The 19,197-nt window shown below is 71.8% G+C and carries 14 protein-coding genes; 4 read left to right on the top strand and 10 right to left on the bottom strand.

The window, feature by feature from the left end; all coding sequences use genetic code 11:
- On the top strand, positions 1–1,252 hold a 1,252-nt coding region (gene lysS, locus NBZ83_RS17675), incomplete at its 5' end, for a lysine--tRNA ligase (protein ID WP_261575414.1).
- 117 nt (positions 1,253–1,369) lie between these two features.
- Here lysS and NBZ83_RS17670 read toward each other — a convergent pair.
- From NBZ83_RS17670 to NBZ83_RS17655, 4 genes are all read right to left on the bottom strand, one after another.
- On the bottom strand, positions 1,370–2,326 hold the full coding sequence (locus tag NBZ83_RS17670) for a glycoside hydrolase family 26 protein (RefSeq protein ID WP_261568134.1): 957 nt from the start codon (positions 2,324–2,326) through the stop codon (positions 1,370–1,372).
- A gap of 128 nt (positions 2,327–2,454) precedes the next feature.
- Positions 2,455–3,510, bottom strand: a complete 1,056-nt coding sequence (locus NBZ83_RS17665) for a hypothetical protein (protein WP_261568135.1) — start codon at positions 3,508–3,510, stop codon at positions 2,455–2,457.
- A 156-nt stretch (positions 3,511–3,666) separates the two neighbouring features.
- The gene (locus tag NBZ83_RS17660; RefSeq protein WP_261575413.1) at positions 3,667–5,967 is read right to left on the bottom strand and encodes a hypothetical protein; all 2,301 of its coding nucleotides are present in this window, start codon (positions 5,965–5,967) and stop codon (positions 3,667–3,669) included.
- Positions 5,968–6,580: 613 nt separating this feature from the next.
- Positions 6,581–8,311 carry an ABC transporter ATP-binding protein/permease gene (locus NBZ83_RS17655; protein WP_261575412.1) on the bottom strand — a complete coding sequence of 577 codons (1,731 nt, stop codon included), beginning with the start codon at positions 8,309–8,311 and terminating at the stop codon, positions 6,581–6,583.
- A 143-nt stretch (positions 8,312–8,454) separates the two neighbouring features.
- Between NBZ83_RS17655 and NBZ83_RS17650 the strand changes: the two genes are divergently transcribed.
- Positions 8,455–9,444 (top strand): LLM class F420-dependent oxidoreductase, encoded by a 990-nt coding sequence (locus NBZ83_RS17650; protein ID WP_261575411.1) that lies wholly within the window; start codon positions 8,455–8,457, stop codon positions 9,442–9,444.
- A 19-nt stretch (positions 9,445–9,463) separates the two neighbouring features.
- On the opposite strand, the gene NBZ83_RS33390 is transcribed toward NBZ83_RS17650, so the two are convergent.
- Both NBZ83_RS33390 and NBZ83_RS17640 read right to left on the bottom strand, forming a co-directional pair.
- Positions 9,464–9,607, bottom strand: a complete 144-nt coding sequence (locus NBZ83_RS33390; protein ID WP_261575410.1) for a type II toxin-antitoxin system RelE family toxin — start codon at positions 9,605–9,607, stop codon at positions 9,464–9,466.
- Positions 9,608–9,926: 319 nt separating this feature from the next.
- Positions 9,927–11,714 carry a thiamine pyrophosphate-requiring protein gene (locus NBZ83_RS17640; protein ID WP_261575409.1) on the bottom strand — a complete coding sequence of 596 codons (1,788 nt, stop codon included), beginning with the start codon at positions 11,712–11,714 and terminating at the stop codon, positions 9,927–9,929.
- Positions 11,715–11,950: 236 nt separating this feature from the next.
- On the opposite strand from NBZ83_RS17640, the gene NBZ83_RS17635 reads away from it, so the two are divergent.
- Entirely contained in the window at positions 11,951–12,598 is a 648-nt protein-coding gene (locus NBZ83_RS17635; RefSeq protein WP_261568141.1) for a DUF2461 domain-containing protein, read from the top strand.
- A gap of 90 nt (positions 12,599–12,688) precedes the next feature.
- On the opposite strand, the gene NBZ83_RS17630 is transcribed toward NBZ83_RS17635, so the two are convergent.
- The 3 genes from NBZ83_RS17630 to NBZ83_RS17620 all read right to left on the bottom strand — a co-directional run bounded on the left by NBZ83_RS17630 (position 12,689) and on the right by NBZ83_RS17620 (position 16,589).
- Positions 12,689–14,542: a choline/carnitine O-acyltransferase gene (locus tag NBZ83_RS17630; RefSeq protein WP_261568142.1), complete on the bottom strand. Its 1,854-nt coding sequence runs from the start codon at positions 14,540–14,542 to the stop codon at positions 12,689–12,691.
- Positions 14,543–14,693: 151 nt separating this feature from the next.
- Positions 14,694–15,653: a class I SAM-dependent methyltransferase gene (locus NBZ83_RS17625; RefSeq protein ID WP_261568143.1), complete on the bottom strand. Its 960-nt coding sequence runs from the start codon at positions 15,651–15,653 to the stop codon at positions 14,694–14,696.
- A gap of 66 nt (positions 15,654–15,719) precedes the next feature.
- Positions 15,720–16,589 carry a HalD/BesD family halogenase gene (locus tag NBZ83_RS17620; RefSeq protein WP_261568144.1) on the bottom strand — a complete coding sequence of 290 codons (870 nt, stop codon included), beginning with the start codon at positions 16,587–16,589 and terminating at the stop codon, positions 15,720–15,722.
- Between the two features lie 573 nt (positions 16,590–17,162).
- Between NBZ83_RS17620 and NBZ83_RS17615 the strand changes: the two genes are divergently transcribed.
- Positions 17,163–18,530, top strand: a complete 1,368-nt coding sequence (locus NBZ83_RS17615) for a cation:proton antiporter (protein ID WP_261568145.1) — start codon at positions 17,163–17,165, stop codon at positions 18,528–18,530.
- Here NBZ83_RS17615 and NBZ83_RS17610 read toward each other — a convergent pair.
- Positions 18,512–19,197 (bottom strand): styrene monooxygenase/indole monooxygenase family protein (locus NBZ83_RS17610; RefSeq protein ID WP_308203804.1); only part of this gene is annotated, 686 nt, incomplete at its 5' end. The two genes, NBZ83_RS17615 and NBZ83_RS17610, sit on opposite strands and share 19 nt — an antisense overlap.

Here is a 19,197-nt window from a genome sequence, read left to right as displayed (position 1 = left end):
GCGCGGGGGAGCGGCGGCGCCGGGTGCGGCCGGCGACGCCCCCCCGGCGGACGTCGACGTCGCCGCCGACGAGGGGGCCGCCGACGACGAGGGTTCGGCCTCGGCGTCGGCCTACTTCCCGTTCCGGCCCTACTGCGAGGACTGCGGCCGCGACACGACGGCGGTGGCGTCCTTCGACCCGGCGGCGGGCCAGGGTGATTACTCCTGCAGCGCCTGCGGCAACCGCGGCCGGTTCGACGTGCGGGGGCCGGCGACCGGCAAGCTGGTGTGGAAGGTCGACTGGCCGATGCGCTGGGCGTTCGAGAACGTCGCCTTCGAGGCCGGCGGGGTGGACCACTCCTCGCCCGGGTCGAGCTTCACCGTCGGCGGCAGCATCGTCCGCGAGGTGTTCGGCGGCGAGCCACCGGTGTATCTGCCGTACTCCTTTGTCGGGGTTCGTGGGCGGGCCAAGCTCTCCGGGTCGGCGGGTGGAGCCCCCACCCCGGCGGACGCCCTGCACATCCTGGAGCCGGCGATCGTGCGCTGGATCTACGCCCGGCGCCGGCCGAACCAGGCCATCACCGTCGACTTCGGTGCGGAGGTGCTGCGCGTCTACGACGAGTGGGACGCGCTGAACCGGCGGGTCGGCGACGCCGCGGCCGAGCCCGCGGAGGTCACCGTGGTGGCGCGTTCGCGGGGGACCGTCGGGGGAGGCCCGGTCGACGCGCCGCGCACCGTGTTCCCGTTCCGGCTGCTGTCGTCGATCTGCGACATCACCGCCGACGATCCGGCCCAGATCCTGCGGATCCTGCGCCAGGCCCGCGGCAGCGACGCGTCCGGCGCAGGCGAAGCCGGCGGCACGGAGGAGGCGCCGTTCACGCTCGACGACCTCCAGCCGCGGCTGGACTGCGCGCGGGCCTGGACCGGCGAGCACGTGCCCGCCGAGCAGCGCACCATCGTGCGGACCGAGCCGGACCGGGCTGCGCTGGCGGGCTTGAGCGCCGACGAGACCAAGGCCCTCGCCATCCTCGTCGACGGCCTCGAGGAGGACTGGTCGCTGGACGGGCTCACCACGCTGACCTACGCCGTGCCCAAGCTGCTGCGTGGGCTGCCCGTGGACGCGCCGGCCACCGCCGAGCTCAAGCAGGCCCAGCGCGGGTTCTTCATCCTGCTCTACCGGCTGCTGGTCGGCCGTGACACCGGCCCGCGCCTGCCCACGCTGCTGCTCGCGGTCGGCCCGGAGCGGATCCGTTCTCTGCTTGCCGGCGGCTGAGAGGCCTGGGCTTCTCGGCGGCGGGCCGGCCGCATCCCGAGCGATGGCCCGCCGACGGCCACGGCCGGCTAGGCGCCCGCGTCTGCGTCTGCGTCCGCGTCCGCGAGGAGGAGCCGGTCAGCCGGTGCCGGGTGAGGTGGGGCCGAACAGCTTCAGGTAGCGCTTCGAGGCCTTGGGGTTCAGATCCGGCTTGAACAGCGATGACCTGACGTTGTCCGACTCGGAATTGTTGTAGTACGCCTCATATGCCAGATTCGCGGCATTCGCGACGAAGGTCTCGTGCATCTTCTGGATGTAGAAGGGGTTGTCGCCGCCGCCGCCCTCCGACCGGACCAGCCCCCACTCCGGGACGGCGAACTTCTTGCCGTGATCGTGAGCGAACTGGATCACCGTGCACAGCCCGGACCGCTGATGGCACTGGCGGTTCCAGCTCTTCTCGCTGACCGACGCGGGATAGTGGTCGTAGGAGTCGATGCTGACAACGTCGACGTACTGGTCGCCGGGATAGGCGTCCCACACGTCCCGCCCGCTCCCGGGCAGCTTGTCGGTGTGGGCGTTCATGTTCCAGTCAATCTTCACGGCCGGTGCGGTCGAGCGCAGCGCGGTCACTGCCCGGCGAAAGCACGTCTTCCACGTCTCGACATCGCGCACATGCCAGTACATGTAGTCGCCGTTGAACTCCCAGCCGAGCCGGATGTAGGCGTCGGCGCGGCCGAACTTCGTCAGCGTCGTGCCAAACGTGCGCCAGTAGTTGTCGTAGGCGCCGCTGGCGCAGGTCGCCTCGTTGCCGTCGCGGGGGAACGGCGGCTGCGCGATCGACAGCTCGCCGGGGAACTTGTCCCGGGTGAAGGCCGACGTCGGCCAGTTCGCCGAGACCATGTTGTACCAGTCCTTGCGCTCGGTGAAGACGATCGCGAGCCCGGTCCTGCGGCCGGTGAACGTCTGCCAGGCGTTGACGTCGGCGGGGTAGTTGCCGTTGGCGCCGGACACCCAGCGCACCCCGCTGGGACCGGGCTCAGGTTCCGACGAACCGGAGCACGCCGCGAGCCCGGCGGTCAGCAGCGCGGTCGCCATTAGTAATGACAGCAGTGCCAGGCGCGAGCGGCGACGTCTCGGGCGCCCCCGGCCCGCAGAGCTGACCTGCCCTTTCGCTTGGACGAGGCGAACGTGCGGGGCCGGGGTAAGACGCGTCCGCCCGACTTTCACGCTACGAAGGGCCTGCGTAGGACCGGTGCTGCGGCAGGCATGGCCGCACCGGCCCCCGGCGCGGTGCCCGACACCAGTACCCCCGATGCCGCAGTGCCCGAGGCTGGCCCGCCCGCTGCCGCGGCGGGCCTCGCACCCGCCGCCGGTCCCGTGGAGTTCACGTTCCGCGACGCCATCCAGGCCCGGACGCCGTCGGCCTCCGCGGGCCAGTCGTGGCCGGCGACGAGCGCGGCGCCCAGTTCCATGTGCGTGGCCAGGGAGGGTGCGGGGACCAGCAGGGTCCGTCGCCGTCGCTCGGGCCGGGCCAGCGCGACCGCGTTCAGGGTGGCCCGCAGCCCGGTCAGCGCCGCCCGGCGGGCCACCCGCGCGGCCGCCGTCGCCGGCTGCACCTTGGGCGGCTCGCCGCCCAGCTCCGGCAGGCGGAATGGCTGGAAGCCCTGCAACGTCAGGCACGTCGCGCGGTCGAAGGCGCCGCCGACGAAGGGGATCGAGCGCAACAGCAGCTCATCTTCGACGAGGGTGCCGACGCGCAGACCAAAGGTGCTGGTGGTGGTGGCGGTGCGCGCCCAGGCCACCCCCTCGATCAGCGGGGCGTGCTCGTGGACGGCGTCCTCGGTGACCTGTGGGCGCCGGCGAGTGGAGCCGGGGGAGAGCCGAGACGTGCCGTACAGGGTGAAGTATTCGACGTTCGGAAGGGCGGCGGCGGCGGAAACCAGCGCGGACAGTGAGTTCTCTGTGTACAGATAGTCGTCTTCCGCGAGCCACACCAGATCGTCGGCGGCCCAGCGGCGCAGCCGGGGCATTCGGAGGACGTGGCGGTACGACGCGCGATTGCTGCCACACGTGACCGGGATGATCTCGCCGGCGCCCGCCATCATCGAAAGGCGATCCGCCGGCATCGGGCCGTCGTTGACGAAGATGATCTTCGTCGGGATCTCGACTTTCTCAACGGCGCGCAGAAGAGACGCGAGCGCCAGCTGCTTGCTGTAGAACGTCGGTCGGTTCTTCGCGTTCTCCGAACCAACGGAGCGATACAGGATGCGCAGATTCATCTCAACCCCCCCGCCTGGCCCGGGGCCAGGCGGCAATCACCGGAACGGTCTCGACGCCGGTCGAGATCCTACCTATATGTTCGCCGCCCCTCGACGGGCCGGTCGTGATCTGAAGAATTTCTGGGCGCCCACCATCGGGGCCGGGCACGGTCCGCCTCATCCGGGCTCCTTCGCCCCGGCGGGCTCCGTTCCGGCTGGCCCCTTGGCGGTGGCGTCGGTGGCGTCGGTGGCGTCGGTGGCGTTGGTGGCGGTGGCCTTGGTGGCGGTGGTGGTGCCGTCCGGTTCCGCCTCGCGGGCGACCCGGCGGACGAGGAGGAACCAGTACGGCACCGTGATCCAGAACGCCGCGATGTAGCCGACGACCGCCCCCGTCGCGCCGCCGAGCTCCAGCCCGATGATCGGGTAGGCGAGTAGCTGCGGGGCCAGGACGGCGTTCGCGCGGAAGGTGAGTTTGGCCTGGCCCATCGCGTAGAGCATGCACGCCGGCCCGACCGTCGCCGCCGGCCCCGCCTGCTGCACGATCGACAGCGCCAGCAGATGGTGGGTCTGCCCCCAGGTGTCGCCGAGCAGCGAGTGACCGATACTCGCCGGCAGGAACAAGAAGACCGTTCCCCAGATCGCGCCGACGGTGACGATCACCCCGGACAGCGCGTAGGCGGCTCGCAGCCGTGCCCCGGCCGACATGTCCTTGCGGCGGGAGAACTCGGGGATCGCCCAGCTCACGATCCCGACCGCGAGGATCGTCGTCGGCCCGAGCAGGGTCTGCACGCCGCGCAGCGCGCCGACGAGGTCGATCGCCCCCAGGGTGCCGAGCAGCAGCGTCGAGGCCTGCTGGGCGCCCTGGACGGTGAGGTACTCCGCGCTCATGTAGCCGTTGATGTCGCGGTGCTCGGCGATCCAGGACCGGGCCTGGTTCGTCGCGGGCCGGAAGCCGGCCTGAAAGATCCCGAGGACGGCCGCGACGGCTGCCGCCCCGCCCCAGGCCAGCAGCATCGCCCACGAGGTCGACACGTCGCGGATGATCAGTAAGAAGATCGCCCCGAACTGGACGATCGCCCAGATCCCGTCGTTGGCCGCGGCCGCGGCGGGCCGGCCCTCGGCGAAGAACACCTGCCGCCAGGCGTCCTGGAGCAGCAGCGCCGGGAACACCAGTCCCATCGCGATCAGGGAGTCGCCGACGCCGCCGCCGAGCGCGAGGCCGACGACCAGCGTCACCACCCCGGAGAACAGCCCGATGACGAAGGCGGTCCCGGTGCCCGCGGCGCCCGCCGCCCGAAACACCCGGGGGGACACGTCCGCGAACTTGATGCCCAGCGGCGCGGTGCCCGCAGCCTTCGAAAAGCCGATCATCAGGGAGAAGATCGCGAACGCCACGCCGAACGCGCCGAACTCCGACGGGCTCACGCTGCGAGCGATGATGAACGACATCACGGCGTTCGTGCCGCTGGAGAGCACCTGATCGACGAGCGTCCAGATCGCCCGGGAGCGGCTCGATCCGCGGGTGGTCCGCTCGACCCGGTGCCGGCCGCCCGAACCGGCGTCCTCGCTGAGGTCCGCGAGCCCGTAGTCGGCCGGCTCGGCGCGGTCCACGACGGCCGTCCCACCACCGGGCGCGTCCGGCGTCCCGCCGATCGCTGCGGGCACGCCCGGGCCGCCGGCCGCGGGATCCGGCCGGTTGAGCCCACCGAGGAAGAACTCCCCGGTCATCGTGCCGTACATCGGGATCAGGCCCTCGGCTATGGGCGCGTGTGGGGAGCGAAAGCTGTCCGGCCCGGGCACCCGACGCCCACGCAGCCCGCGGATGATCTGCGTCCGCTCGTGGTCGAACGGCTCCACCCGGCGCGCCGGGTCCGCTTCCCGGGAGCCGGGCTCGCCCTCGGGTGCCTCACCGCGCGGGTCCCAGGCCCGCCCGGCGGTGCGCTCGGAGTCCCGGCCCAGTCCAGGGCCGAACTCGCGGCCGTGGCCGTATCCATGCCCCTGGCGGTGGCCCGCGGCGGCCTGCGACTCTCCGAGCCGCCCGCGTCGCGGCCCGCTTTCGGCGTCCCGGCTGCGGTCGGGGTCCTGGCGGCGGTCGGGGTCCTGGTGGCGTTCCCTGGCCGGCTGGGAGCGGCCAATGGAGTACAGGGCCGGATCCCGGTCCAGCCCGCGGCCACGGTGCCGGTCTCGACCGGGGCCGGTGCCCGCGGCCCGGTCGTCCTCCCGGGCGCCGGTGCTGGCGTCCTGCCCACCTTGGGGATCGCTCCTGGCCCGGTGGCTGTCGGTGACGTCGGGCATGCCGAGACGGCGGCGCAACGCGGCCAGCTCGGTCGTTGCCGTGAACTCGGTCGGAGTCGCCGGACTGGGCGACGGCCGGCCGGAGCGCTGGGGAGGGGGAACCGCCGCCCGGTCTTCGCCGGCGGGTCGGTCCTTGCCGGCGGGTCGATCCTGGTCGGCAGGGCGGTCCTGGTTGGTGGGCACGGCAGCCGAATCTGAGGGCGGCGTGGCCGAGCGGCGCGGATCCGGCGCGGTGAGGCGCCGAGTCTTCTGCGTGACGGGACCCGGATCGGCGCGGGTCACCGGAGATCGCCCGCCTGGCTGCGGCGGGCGCGGCCGGCGGTTGGAAGGCGGACCACCCTGATCATCATCGGATGGGAATCCGTGGCCGGACTCATCCATCCACCGCCGACCGTCCTCTCCATGCCGCATCAATCCGATCTCGACCGGCGCATCCCGCCGGGGACTGCCGGAGCTCTCGCCGCGGCGAACCCGGACGGTCCACCGCGGCGCCGCATACCTGGCAGCCAGCACGTCGATGGTAGCCCGATATGAGTAACGCATCCGGGCGGGGCGGGGCGGATGTGCCGCACCCGACCGACGCCGAGGGCCGATCGTTGCAACCCACCATGCCGGGGCGACGGTGACCGGACGCCATCGGCCGACCGGTGCCCGCCTGGTGGGCGGCCGGCGGGCCTCGCCCGCAGCTCTCCGCATCAACGACGGTGCCGCACCTGGAGGACGAAGGCGACGATTATAACAATCGGCGCTGGGCCGGCAGGGCGTGACGGCGCGATTCTCTCGCGCAGCGCCGGACCTACGGGTGCCGGCGGCGCAGCGTCACCGCGGCGAGGCCGAGGGCCGCGACGGTACAGCCGATGACGATCACGATGTCGCGGGCGAGCCAGCGGTCGAACTGCCGCGACGTCGACAGCCGGGCCATGGCGTCGACGATGTAGGTCATCGGCATGACGGTGCTGATCGCGTCGAGCGCCGGCAGCATGTCGTGCCGCGGCAGCAGGATGCCGCACAGCATGAACTGGGGAATCAGCGCCGCCGGGATGAGCTGCACGGCCTCGAACTCGGTGCGGGCGAACGCGCTCATCCACAGGCCGAGCGCGGTCCCGAGGAAGGAGCTGAGAATGGCCGCCACGAAGAGCATGGGGGCCGATCCCCGCACGGTGAGGCCGAGTGCGCCGACCGTCAGCGCGGTGGCGAACGCGGCCTGCGCCGTGGCGAGCACGGCGAAGGCCAGCCCATAGCCGACAAGCAGATCCCCACGGCCGACCGGGGTGGTCAGCAGCCGCTCCAGGGTGCCGGAGGTGCGTTCGCGCAGCATCGCGACGGACGTGACGAAGAACATCGTCATGAGCGGGAAGATCCCGAGCAGCGCCGGCCCCACCCGGTCGAAGGTGTCGGGGGATCGGTTGAACAGCAGCCGCAACGTCAGCAGCAGCGCCGGCGGCAGCAACAGGACCAGCGCGAGGGTGCGGCGGTCGCGGCCGAGCTGGCGCAGCACCCGGATGGCGGTGGCGTCGGTACGGACCGCGTCGACGGGTTTGCGGCGCGGGCAGGTCGCGACATCGGGGGGATGTCCCCGGCTGCGGGAAGCGGCGCGTCCCGACCCCGGCCTGGGCGTCGGTGGAGCGTCGTCGGCGCCGTCCGCCTGCCGTGTCGTCGACGGTGGAGGGCCGCCCCGGCGGTCCGGCGCCTCGACGAGGCGCAGGAAACCCTCGTCCAGGTCGGTGCAGTCGGTGGTGGCGAGCAGGTCGGCGGGCGTGCCCTGGGCGAGCAGCGTCCCCTCGTAGAGCAGCAGCAGGCGGTCGCAGCGGATGGCCTCGTCCATCACATGCGAGCTGACCAGGATGGTCATGCCACGCGCGGCGAGCTGGCGGAAGTCGGCCCACAGCCGCCGGCGCAGCAGCGGGTCGGCCCCGACGGTGGGCTCGTCGAGGACGAGCAGGTCGGTGCCGCCGATCATCGCCACGGCGAGGGACGCCCGCGAGCGCTGGCCGCCCGAAAGGTGGTTGACCAGGCTGGACGCCTGCTCGGTCAGGCCGACGTGCGCCAGCAGCGCGTCGAGATAGCCGGGTGCCCGGGTGGGATCGTCGGGGTTGTCGGCCTGGGCCAGCGCGGCGAAGTAGCGCAGATTCTCCCGCACGGTCAGGTCGCCGTACACCGACGCGGCCTGGGTGGCGTAGCCGACGCGGCGACGCAGGCAGGCGTCGCCGGCGGCGTAATTGAGGACGCGCAGGTCCCCGTCCACCCCGCCCTGCACCCCGACGATCGCCCGCAGCAGCGTGGTCTTCCCGCCGCCGCTCGGTCCGATCACCCCCGTCACACTGCCTCGGGGCACGGTGAATGTGAGTCCGTGGATGACCTCGTGACCGCCCCGTCCGCGCCGGTGGGTCCCGCGCCGGATCCGCACGTCGGTCGCGGAGACCGCCGCCATACCGGTGAGCGCGGCGGGCGGGGCGCGCCGAGAGGCTGTCCCAGCCGCGTTGGTCACGCTCGGCGTCGGCTCCAGTCCGAAGTGCACTCGCCGCATCCTGCCAACGACGCGCCCCGATCCGGGTGACGTCGGTCCCGGCGAGTTCCGCGGCGCTCCCGCGCACCCACCGCACCCATCGCACCCGGGGTCGGAGGTTTGCCGGGCCGTGGTGGCGGCACCCCATGGGCGGACGGGGCGAGATGTCGACAAGCAGAAAGGCCGAGGTGAGGATGATGGCGTTCGTCGGATATGCGCTGTCCTGCGAGGAGCACGGCGCGCGGGCGTTGGTCGAGCAGGCCGAGGCCGCCGAGCAGGCCGGCTTCGACGGCCTGTGGATCTCCGACCACTTTCATCCCTGGAACGACGCGCAGGGGCAGGCACCGTTCGTCTGGTCGGTGATCGGCGCGATCGCGCAGGTGACCGAGCATGTTCCGCTGACCACGGCGGTGACCTGCCCGACCGTGCGGATCCATCCGGCGATCATCGCGCAGGCCGCGGCGACCTCCGCGACGATGATGCCGGGCCGCTTCCACCTCGGGGTGGGTTCCGGGGAGGCGCTCAACGAGCACGTGCTGGGCGACGGCTGGCCGGCCACGGAGGTCCGCCTGGAGATGCTGGAGGAGGCCGTCGCCGTCATCCGCGAGCTGTGGCGCGGCGGGACGGTCAACCACCGCGGCCGGCATTACACGGTTGACCGGGCGCGGCTGTACTCGCTGCCCGCGGACCCGCCGCCGGTGTACGTCTCCGGGTTCGGCCCGGCCGCGGTCCGCCTGGCGGCACGGATCGGCGAGGGGTACTGCGGGGTCACTCCGGACGCGGGGCTGCTGCGCCTGTTCGACCAGGCGGGCGGCGCCGGCCGGCCCAAGCAGGGTTCGCTGAAGGTCTGCTGGGCCGAGGACGAGGCCGACGCCCGCAAGACCGTCCACGCGCTGTGGCCGAACAGCGCGCTGCCGGGCGAACTGGCCCAGGAGCTGCCCACCCCCACGCACTTCGAGCAGGCCAGCGCGCTCGTCACCGAGGAGATGGCCGCCGCCTCCGCCGTCTGCGGACCGGACGTCGAGCGGCACGTCCGCGCAATCCAGGAGTACGTCGACGCCGGCTACACCGAGGTCTACGTGACCCAGATCGGCTCCGACCAGGCCGGCTTCTTCGACTTCTACCGCCGCGAGGTCCTGCCCCGCTTCTGCTGACCCGACTGCCCGTGACCGGTTAGCGGTGGTAGACGTCGCGGCGGTGGTCGATGTCCACAACAGTCACGGTTCTGGCCGCATCATCGATGCGGTAGATGATCCGGTAGGTGCCGCGGCGGGCGTTGAACCGATCGTCCAGCGGCGGCAGCAGCCGTTTCCCCACTCGGTAAGGCGCCTGCACGAGCGGACCGGTGATGAACGTGTATGCCGCCGCGGCGGCGGCGCATGGTCTCGGCCAGGTCCTCCTCGGAGACGGCCTCACCGCGGGCAAGTTCGGCGTCCAGCAGCCCTGTCGAGCCGATGCCCTCATGAGGTTGGCTGGACTTCGCCGGAAGGTACGACGTACCGGGTCCCGGCGCCGCCGACCGGTGGTCATGGGATGCGGCCAAGGCGCTGGAACCGTACCTAACCCTCGGCACGATCCGGCCTGGCTCCGCGGAACGCCATGATCGCCGAGGCTGTCCGCTGTCTTCCCCGGCGCGTCAGCCGTGGTGGGGGAGGAGTTCCTGGACCTTGGTGCGCAGGCCGGCGGAGATGATGCCCCAGCGGTTCTCGTCGCCCTTGAGGAGGGCTTCGGCGGTGTCCTTGGCCTGTTCGAAGGTGGCGTGCGGGGGGATCGGCGGGAAGTCGGGGTCGGTGCGGACGTCGAGGATGGTGGGGTGGTCGGCGGCGAGCGCGCGGTCCCAGGCGGGGCCGAGCTGGTCGGGGTCGTCGACGGCCTCCCCGCCGATGCCGATCGCGCGGGCGAACTCGGCGTAGGACACCTCAGGCAGCGTCTGCGACTCGGTGAACTTCGGCGCGCCCTGCATGGCCCGCATCTCCCAGGTCACCTGGTTGAGGTCGTTGTTGTGCAGCACGGCGATGACGAACCGAGGGTCGGCCCACTCGTGCCAGTAGCGGGCGATGGTGATGAGCTCGGCCAAGCCGTTCATCTGCATGGCGCCGTCGCCTTCGAACACGACGACGGGGCGATCCGGGTGGGCGAACTTCGCGCCGATGCCGTACGGCACGCCGGGGCCCATCGTCGCCAGCGTCCCGGACAGCGAGCCGCGCATGTCGCCGCGTAGGCGCAGGTCACGGGCGTACCAGTTCGCGGCGGAGCCGGAGTCGGCGGCGAGGATGGCGTTGTCGGGCAGCCGGGCGGAGGCCTCCCAGAACAGCCGCATCGGGTTGATCGGCTTGCCCTCGACGTGCGCCTCCCGCTCGACGGTCTCCCACCAGCGGGCGACATTGGCCTCGATGGTCTCCCGCCAGGAACGGTCCTCCTTGCGGTCGAGCAGGGGCAGCAGCGCCCGCAGGGTCGCCGCCGCGTCCCCGACCAGGTTGATCTCGTACGGGTAACGCATGCCGATGTAGCGGGCGTCGACGTCGATCTGCACACCGCGGGCCTGGTCCAGGTCCGGCAGGAACTGGGAGTACGGGAAGCTTGAGCCGACGGTGAGCAGCGTGTCGCAGTCCCGCATGAGCTCGTAGCTCGGCCGGGTGCCGAGCAGGCCGATGGCGCCGGTGACGAAGGGCAGGTCGTCGGGCAGCACGTCCTTGCCGAGCAGCGCCTTGGCGACGCCGGCGCCGAGCCGGTCGGCGACCTCGATCAGCTCCGTCCTCGCGCCGCGGGCGCCCTGGCCGGCGAGGATCGAGACCTTCTTCCCGGCGTTGAGCAGCTCGGCGGCGGCCCGGACCCCGGCGTCGTCGGGGGACACCGCGGGCCAGCGCACCCCGAGGCTGGAAGGCACCATCTTGAACGCGTGCGTGGGCGGGGAGTAGTCGAGCTCCTGCACGTCCGCGGGCAGGATGACGCAGGTCGGGGCCCGTTCGGCGAGTGCGATCCGCAGGGCCCGGTCCAGGACGTTGGGCAGCTGCTCGGGGACGTTGACCACCTGCACGTACTCGCTGGCCACGTCCTTGAACAGGCTGAGCAGGTCGACCTCCTGCTGGTAGGAGCCGCCCATCGCGCTGCGGTTGGTCTGGCCGACGATCGCGACCACCGGGACGTGGTCGAGCTTGGCGTCGTACAGGCCGTTGAGCAGGTGGATGGCGCCCGGCCCCGAGGTCGCCGCGCAGACCCCGACCTTCCCGGAGAACTTCGCATACCCCACCGCGGCGAACGCGGCCATCTCCTCGTGCCGGGCCTGGATGAACCGCGGCTGGTTGTCGGCCCGCCCCCAGGCGGCGAGCAGCCCGTTGATGCCGTCACCGGGATAGCCGAACACGTGCTCGACGCCCCAGGCGCGCAGCCGAGCCAGGATGAAGTCGCCCACGGTCTGGCTCATGAAGCCGTTCCTTTCGTCGCACGTCGCCGGTGCCAACGCCGGTACGAGGGGTGCTCTACCCGCGCCTGGCGCCCAAAACCGGCGCCGCTGCCGCCTGACCGAGCGTGGCGTGGATGAGCTGGCCGCGGGGTCCCGGCCGGTTCTGTCGGTGGCCGGCCGTAGGCTGCGCCCGAGCGCGCACGTGGCCGTTCCGAGGTTCTCTGCCCCGTTCCGTCCGTCCCCGTGAAGGATTACCGATGCCGGAGTTCACCGGGTTCCCCGCCGAGGCGCTGATCTTCTTCGACGGATTGGAGGCCGACAACAGCAAGGCGTACTGGACGGACCACCGCGACATGTATGCCAAGGCCGTGCGCGGCCCGATGCTCGCCCTGCTCGACGCGCTGGAACCGGAGTTCGGTGAGCCGCACCTGTTCCGGCCGAACCGCGACGTCCGCTTCTCGAAGGACAAGTCGCCGTACAAGACGGCAATCGGCGCCCACAACGGGGGCGGCTACGTCCAGGTGTCCGCCGCCGGGCTGATGGTCGCCACCGGTTACTGGCAGACCGCGCCGGACCAGGTGGAGCGGCTACGGGCCTCGGTCGCCGACGACGTCACCGGCCCGAAGCTCGAAGCCGTCGTCGCGGGGCTGCGCAAGGACGGGTACGAGATCTCCGGCACCCGGCTGAAGACCCGTCCGCGCGGCTACGACGCCGACCATCCGCGCATCGACCTGCTGCGGCACCGCACGCTCACCGTCCACCGCGAGTTCGGTGAACCGCCCTGGCTCGGCGAGCCCGAATGCGCCGAGCAGGTCGCCGCCGCCTGGCGCGATATGCGGGTGCTGCGTGACTGGCTCGACCGCCACGTCGGCCCCACCCGTCTCCCCCAGGACCGCCGCCGCTGACCGGCAGTCGTTCGTGGTCAGGGCCGTCGTGAAGGGATGGTCCCGCCCGGCCCGGCAACCGAGGCGGGGCCGGGCCGGGCGGAGGTCAGGTCACTGCTGGGGCGGCTCTTCGGCGGCGAGGAGGTCCTGCAGCTCGCGCAGGGCGATCGTGAGCTGCTCGGCGAAGGCGTGCAGGCCGGCGGCGACCGTGCGCGGGGTGCTCAGGTAGAGGTTGAACCGGTCCGGCAGCAGCACGTAGGCGACGCCGATGCACTGGCTGCTCGTCGAGCCGAAGCCGAAGAACTCGACGTTGACCGACGGCGCGGAGCTGGTGCTGAGGAAGTCGTCCCGGGTCTTGAGCCAGCCGGGGGTGTCGTAGAGCTCGATCGGCTCGGTCACTCCGAGCTCGGCGCCGCGGCGGCGGGCGATGAACTGCAGCTCCCACAGGTGCTGTTCCGGGGCGCGCCCGGCCTGGCTGTCCTTCGCCCGGCGCACGTGCGCGTCGGCGGCGGCGCGGAACGCGGCCCGCTTCGTCGCCGGGTCCGCGGCCGGGTCCTGCATCGCCGCGACGAACTGGTGGATCTGTGGGGTGATGACCCGCATCGCTTCGGTGCGTCCGCGCCGCCACTGCCGGGTCGCGATCGACTCGTAGGTGGCGCCCACGTGGCCCTTGGCCCGGACGTGCGCGAGCTGGTAGGCGAGCTGGACGAAGGCGTCCGGCGAGGTCTTCAGCGCCTTGGCCTGGTTCTGGCCAAAGTCGTCGAAGGTCAGCACGGTCGAGGCGGTCGCCGCGGCGAAGTCCGTGAACGACGTGCCGGCGGCGGCGATGTCCGCGCGCAGGTCGGCGTCGAGGACGAACTCGATGGGCTCGACGGCGGGCAGGCCCTGCGGCTGGGCGCCGGAGCTCGCCGAATGCTCCCGCGGGGAGGTGGACAGCAGGTCGTCGACGAAGCTGAGAATCGTCGTGCCGTCCAGGCCGCAGTGCTCCACGTTGATGCCCGCCCGCCCGTCCGGGAAGACGATCAACGAGACGGCCTTGTCGAACCAGCGGTTGCCGGCATCGCCGTGCAGGAGCTGGTCGCAGGCGGCGAGGTTGTCGGCCGGCGTGGCCTCTTCCAGACAGAGGCAGAACAACGCCGTCTCGATGGTGTCGAGCGCGGCGGCGTTGGCCGGGTCGAGGGCGGACAGCCGCTCCCGGCTCTGCGCCCAGGCCGCGCGCGCCTTGGTGGTGAGCTGGCCGACCGCGGCGTCGGCCGGTGCCCGGGTCGGCGCCGCCTTGAGCGCGGCGGTCAGGCCCGCGGCGAGGTCGTCCAGCGTGTACGGGTGACCATCCGGGCCGACCACGTCGAGCCGGACGAGGTTCCCCCGGTGGAAGACCACGATGTGGCGGGCCGCGGAGGGGCCGGGCCAGGCGTCGCTGTACGGGGTGCGCACGGTGTCCTGGACGGCACCCGGGATGCGGGTGGTGGAGAACAGGAAGGTGTTCTGCGCCATCGACAGCACCTGGCCGCGCTGGCGGACCGGTTCGATCCGCTCGTCGTCGAGGCGCAGCTTGTAGTCGACGGCCGCCGCGATGAGGCCCGCGGCCCGCTCGACCTGCGGCTGCTGCGCCGCGCGGGCGGCGGCGTCGTCGGCGAACAGGAAGATGTAGTTGGCGTTGAGCGCGATCCTGTCCCGCCGGCCGAGGTAGCGGGAGTCCCAGAAGTCGTCCAGCCAGCTGTGCACGCCCTCGGTCGCCTCATAGCTTTCCAGCGCGGCGTGCAGAACCGGGCCGGGGCCGTTGGAGCCCTGGAAGGCGGTCACGGCCGCCGCGGTCGTCGCGCGCTCGGCCGGGGTGAGCAGGGCCGCGGACCATTCGAGGAAACGCTCGCAGCTCGCCGCAAGCGTGGGCAGCGGCACCCGGGGCAGCAGGTCGTCGTAGGCGAAGGTTCCGGTGGTGCGCTGGTCGGGTGTGGTCGCGTTCATCCTGGGCCTCGGCTTGTCTCAGGGGGCTCGGCTTGTCTCGGGTTCTCGGCTTGTCTTGGGGGGGCGGCCGGAGCTCGAGGGTCCCATGAGTCGAACGGATTGTGCGGGTCGTCATCACTCCTGGGTGGTGCCAACTCGCTCACCATGGCGCTCAGGTCCGCCGCCCGGTCAGGGTGCCGGCCGGCTGCTGGCCGAAGACGGGCCGGTTCGCGCCGCGGCCGGCGGCGCCGCGCGGCCGGGAGACGTGCAGCTGGGCGTAGAGCCAGCCCTCGGTCTCCAGGCCACGGGGGTCGACGCCCACCGCGGCCAGCGTGTCCAGGACCTGTTCCTGTTCCTGGGCGGAGGCGAAGCGGCGCTGCGGGAACACCCCGTCGACGTGGACGGTCTCGTAGCCGAGCTCGTCGAGGGTCTCGGCGAACGGCGCGAAGGGGAACATCCGCAGCACGAAGTGGGCCATCCACGGCCGCCGCTCGCCGGTCGCGCGGGCGACCCGGGCGAGCGTCCGTTCGCTGACGTAGCCGATGCAGCCGGTGGAGATGACGAGGTCGGTGCCGTCGAGGCGGGCGCGTTCGGCCTCGGTGGGGTCACGCTGCTCCAGGTCGGCGCAGACGGCCTCGTCGAGGAAGCCCGTGGCCAGCGCGTAGGAGATCGCCGGCTCGGAGGCGTCGAGGCCGATGAAGCGGGTTCCGCTCGACCGACGGTGCGCGCGGACGAGTTCGCGGTCGCGGTCCAGCAGGACGTCCCGCCCCGGGCTGGGCTGGGTGCCGTACCGAGCGAACAGGTCGTCCATCGTCAGGTCGCAGCGCAGCAGCGCGGCGTTGATCCCGTAGGAGCAGCCGATGTCCAGCACGGTCGGGGGGAGCCGCCGCTGCGACCGGCATTCGTCGATGAGCCGGCTGAAGAACGGCTTGGCGAGCTGGGGAATGTGGTAGCCGAGCGTTCGCAGGGTGCTGAAGTAGGCGTGCGGGTCGGGCTGGGTGTAGATGTGGTCGAGGGTGACCTTGCCGGTGTCGTCGAACCGCAGGCCGTCATCGAACGGCCCGGTGGAACCGGTGTCGGCGGGACTGGCATGGGTGGGGTTGGCGTCGGTGGGGTTGGCGTCGGAATGCACGCGGGACGCTCCTCCTCGAACGGCGGTGCGGCTGTCAGGACCGGCGAGAGCTCGACGAGGGCGGTTTCAGTCCAGCAACGCGTCGACGCGTACGGCGTTCGCCTCCGCGGCCAGGTGGCCGGGCAGGACGCGGCCGAACAACTGACGGGTGCGGGCGACGCTGCCGACCACTCCGGGCCGCTCGGTGTAGGCGAAGATCGCCGAATGCCGGGCGATCTCGCCCTGGACGGGGCTGACCCGGTGCATGGAGTAGCGCCCGAGGAAAAGCTGTAGGTCACCGGGGCGGAGGATCAGCCGCCGGACGAGGTGGGAGCCCTCGCCGGCCAGCACGGCCCGGACGTCGGAGAAGTTCTCCGCCTGCGCCGTGCGGATGTTCGAGCAGTACTCGAACTCGCCGCCGCACTCCGGTTCCTGGGTCAGCAGGCTGACCGCGAACTCGTTGGTGTCGAAGTGCCAGGGGTGTTCCAGGCTCGGCGCGATCACGTTCAGGCACAGCCCGGCCAGCGGGTCGGCAAGTTCGTGTACCCGCGACAGCCCGAAACAGGCCGCCACGAAGCGCTGGAACGGCTCGCTGCGGTAGAGCCGGTGGATGGCGAAGTCGGCGGGAATCTGGTCCCGCGCGACGAAGGCGTTACCCCGGCGCATGGCGAGCCGACCGGGATGGTCGGCTGGCAGCGTCGAGTCGACCGCAATGTTGTAGGCGTTGACGGTCTCGACCTCGTCGTAGGCCAGCGGGGCCACGGTGGCACATTCCCGGGCGACGGCCGGAAACATGTTGGGGTGGATGAAGCCCGGTAGCACGCAACATCCGTCTGTACGCAGGTTGTGCCGCGCGCGTGAGACGGCGGTCCACCACAGCGGGTTGGCCGGGTCGGCGAGGGGGTAACTCGTCGTGTCGACCAAATCGCTGATTGACCAGGCTTCCGCCGTACTCATGACACTCCTCTCACCACCCGTTCACGGCTGTTCCCGGCAACGTGAACCACTCGTGACCGGAACGGGAATTACCCCATGTTGACCCGGAAGTCACGATGGCGAAGGTTAGTGTGAGATGCGACACGGTTGGGCGTTTGGCCGGTCTGAACTGTTGGCGTGTGGAGTTGCCCGGCTGCTATGACCGGGCTCGGCTTCCTCTTGCGTGCAGGCCCGGAGAGGCGTGCTGACCTGCGTCTTTATGGTCTTCGTGGCGCGGCAGGCCGACCCCGGGCCACATCGCACTCACCCGTTTTAACCGGTGGTACTCACCCAAACGTGCTACCAGTCCACCGAGTGGTGAGAGCGGCGGGGAGCGTTCGCGCCGGGGTCATCCCTCCCGGATCACCGCTGGTCGGGCGCTCCCGAACGGCACCGGCCCTCGGCCACGTGCCGGACGGGTTGTGCAGGCTGCGATCGAGATCCTCCGACCGGACGAATCGACGAGCGTCGCTGACTACCATCTGTGTCAGCCCGATCTCGATTCTGGTGGCGGCCGTGGACATTCACGGGCTGGAGGACGAAAGGACGCCAGCAGTGGCAGCCTCGCGTGCGGACCATGTCGTCGCCGTCGTCTTCGCGGATGCGGCGCTCATCATCGCGCTCAGCGCGGGATTCGCGCAGGTGGCTCGCCGGTGCCGGCAGCCCGCGGTGATAGGTGAGATCGTCGCGGGTCTCGCTCTCGGCCCGAGCCTGCTCGGCCTGCTGCCGGGGGATCTGCCGAAGACGCTGTTCCCCCCGGACATCAGGCCCTACCTGAATATCCTGTCCCAGCTCGGCCTGGTGCTGTTCATGTTCGTCGTCGGATACGAACACGACCTCGGTGACGTCCGCCGCCGGGGACGGCTGACCATCTCCCTGGCGGGCGCGTCGATCCTGGTGCCGTTCGGAGGCGGCGTCGGGGTCGCCGCCGTCCTGCATCCATGGCATCGGGACGTCGACGGAAAGGCAGTCGGCCTCCTGCCGTTCGCGCTGTTTCTCGGCACCGCGATGGCCATCACCGCGCTTCCGGTGCTCGCCCGCATTCTCACCGAGCGACGCATGGCCGGTGATCCCGTCGGGAGAATGGCGCTGACCTGCGCGGTCATCGGGGACGCCATCGGCTGGTGCACGCTCGCCGTGGTCGTCGCGGTGGTGAATTCCAGCGGCCCGTGGGGATTCCTGCGGATGGTCGGCGAGCTTGCCGCCCTCCTCGCCGCGCTGGCGGGTGTCGTGGCGCCGCTGGCCCGGGTGCTGGCGCAGCGGGCGGCGGCCCGGGCGGATCCGCGCAGCGTCGCGCCGGCCCTGCTCACCTGCGCCGTCGTCGGCCTGCTGAGCTGCGCGTGGGCGACGGCCGAGATCGGGCTGCACCCGGTGTTCGGGGCGTTCGCGTTCGGGGCCGCGCTGCCCCGGTCGAGTATCGGTCGGCTCGCCCCGGACCTGGGCGTGGACCTCGGGCGGTTCGGGGCGATCCTGCTGCCGGTCTTCTTCGTCTCCGCCGGCCTGTCGGTGGATCTCGGCGCCATGGGCGGGCGTGGCCTGCTCGAGATCCTGCTGATCGTCGCGGTGGCGTTCGCGGCAAAGATCATCGGGGCGGGTGGTGCCGCCGCGCTGTCGGGGTCGGGGCGCCGCCGGTCGGCGACGTTCGCCGTGCTGATGAACACCCGCGGGCTGACCGAGATCGTCGTGGCCCGGATCGGCCTCGACATGGACGTCCTCGACGAGACGACCTTCACCGCGCTCGTCGTGATGGCGCTGCTGACGACGGCCGCCACCGGCCCGCTGCTCGACCGCCTCGGCATCCCCGTGCCGAGCGTGGCCCCCATCCCGGCCACCCGGTCACCCCTCCTCGAGGCTGCCGCGCCGGCGCCGACCGGGACGCCGACCGGGGCGGATCGGCGGCTGCCTCAGAAGCCGGCGAGGTAGGCGGCGGTCTTCGCCGGGTCGAGGAACCAGTGCTGGTAGTCGCTGGGGTCGTCGAAGCCGTTGACGAAACGGCGGGCGACGGCGTCGTGCGCCCCGGCTGCGCCGAGGATCTGCTGGACGTGCTCCGGCGGCGGGGTGAGTAGCGCGTTCGTCCAGGTGGTGACGTGCTGGGCGTGGTCCCAGTACCGGTCGAAGGCGCCCTGCATCCATGCCCGGTCGAAGGGCTTGTCGCCGTGGGCGAGGATGCTGTCCAGGTAGGAGGCGGCGCACTTCGCGGCGTTGTTCGCACCCTGCCCGGTGATCGGGTCGTTGGCGACGACGACGTCGGCCATCCCCAGCACGGCCCGGCCGGACGGCAGCTCGCCGACCGGCCGGCGCACGACCGGGGTGTAACCGCCGGCGAGTGTTGCGTGACTGTCGGTGAGCTCCACGTCGACGCAGCGCTCGTACTCCCACGGCACGTACGTGCGGGTCAGCTCGAGGACGCGCCGCAGGTGCTCGGCGGGTTCGGGGTGGTCGTCCCAGCAGTCCAGCGGGCCGCCAGGGATTCCCTCGAAGAACAGGATGTCGCAGTTCCCGCTGAGCGTGTACGCCGGGATGACGAACAGCTCCCCGGCCCCGGGGGCGATGTTGAAGCGGACGCCGGGGGCGTCGGGGTGCTCGGGGC

The sequence above is a fragment of the Frankia gtarii genome (assembly GCF_025403375.1).
Classification (GTDB): Bacteria; Actinomycetota; Actinomycetes; order Frankiales; family Frankiaceae; genus Frankia; species Frankia gtarii.
This window is presented reverse-complemented; position numbering and strand designations above follow the sequence as displayed.

Excerpts from the sequence above, each read along its gene's own strand:
- NBZ83_RS17650 (WP_261575411.1), top strand. The coding sequence starts at position 8,455 with ATGTCGACAAGCAGAAAGGCCGAGGTGAGGATGATGGCGTTCGTCGGA.
- NBZ83_RS17640 (WP_261575409.1), bottom strand. The coding sequence starts at position 11,714 with ATGAGCCAGACCGTGGGCGACTTCATCCTGGCTCGGCTGCGCGCCTGG.
- NBZ83_RS17620 (WP_261568144.1), bottom strand. The coding sequence starts at position 16,589 with ATGAGTACGGCGGAAGCCTGGTCAATCAGCGATTTGGTCGACACGACG.
- NBZ83_RS17655 (WP_261575412.1), bottom strand. The coding sequence starts at position 8,311 with ATGCGGCGAGTGCACTTCGGACTGGAGCCGACGCCGAGCGTGACCAAC.
- NBZ83_RS17635 (WP_261568141.1), top strand. The coding sequence starts at position 11,951 with ATGCCGGAGTTCACCGGGTTCCCCGCCGAGGCGCTGATCTTCTTCGAC.
- NBZ83_RS17630 (WP_261568142.1), bottom strand. The coding sequence starts at position 14,542 with ATGAACGCGACCACACCCGACCAGCGCACCACCGGAACCTTCGCCTAC.
- NBZ83_RS17670 (WP_261568134.1), bottom strand. The coding sequence starts at position 2,326 with ATGGCGACCGCGCTGCTGACCGCCGGGCTCGCGGCGTGCTCCGGTTCG.
- NBZ83_RS17665 (WP_261568135.1), bottom strand. The coding sequence starts at position 3,510 with ATGAATCTGCGCATCCTGTATCGCTCCGTTGGTTCGGAGAACGCGAAG.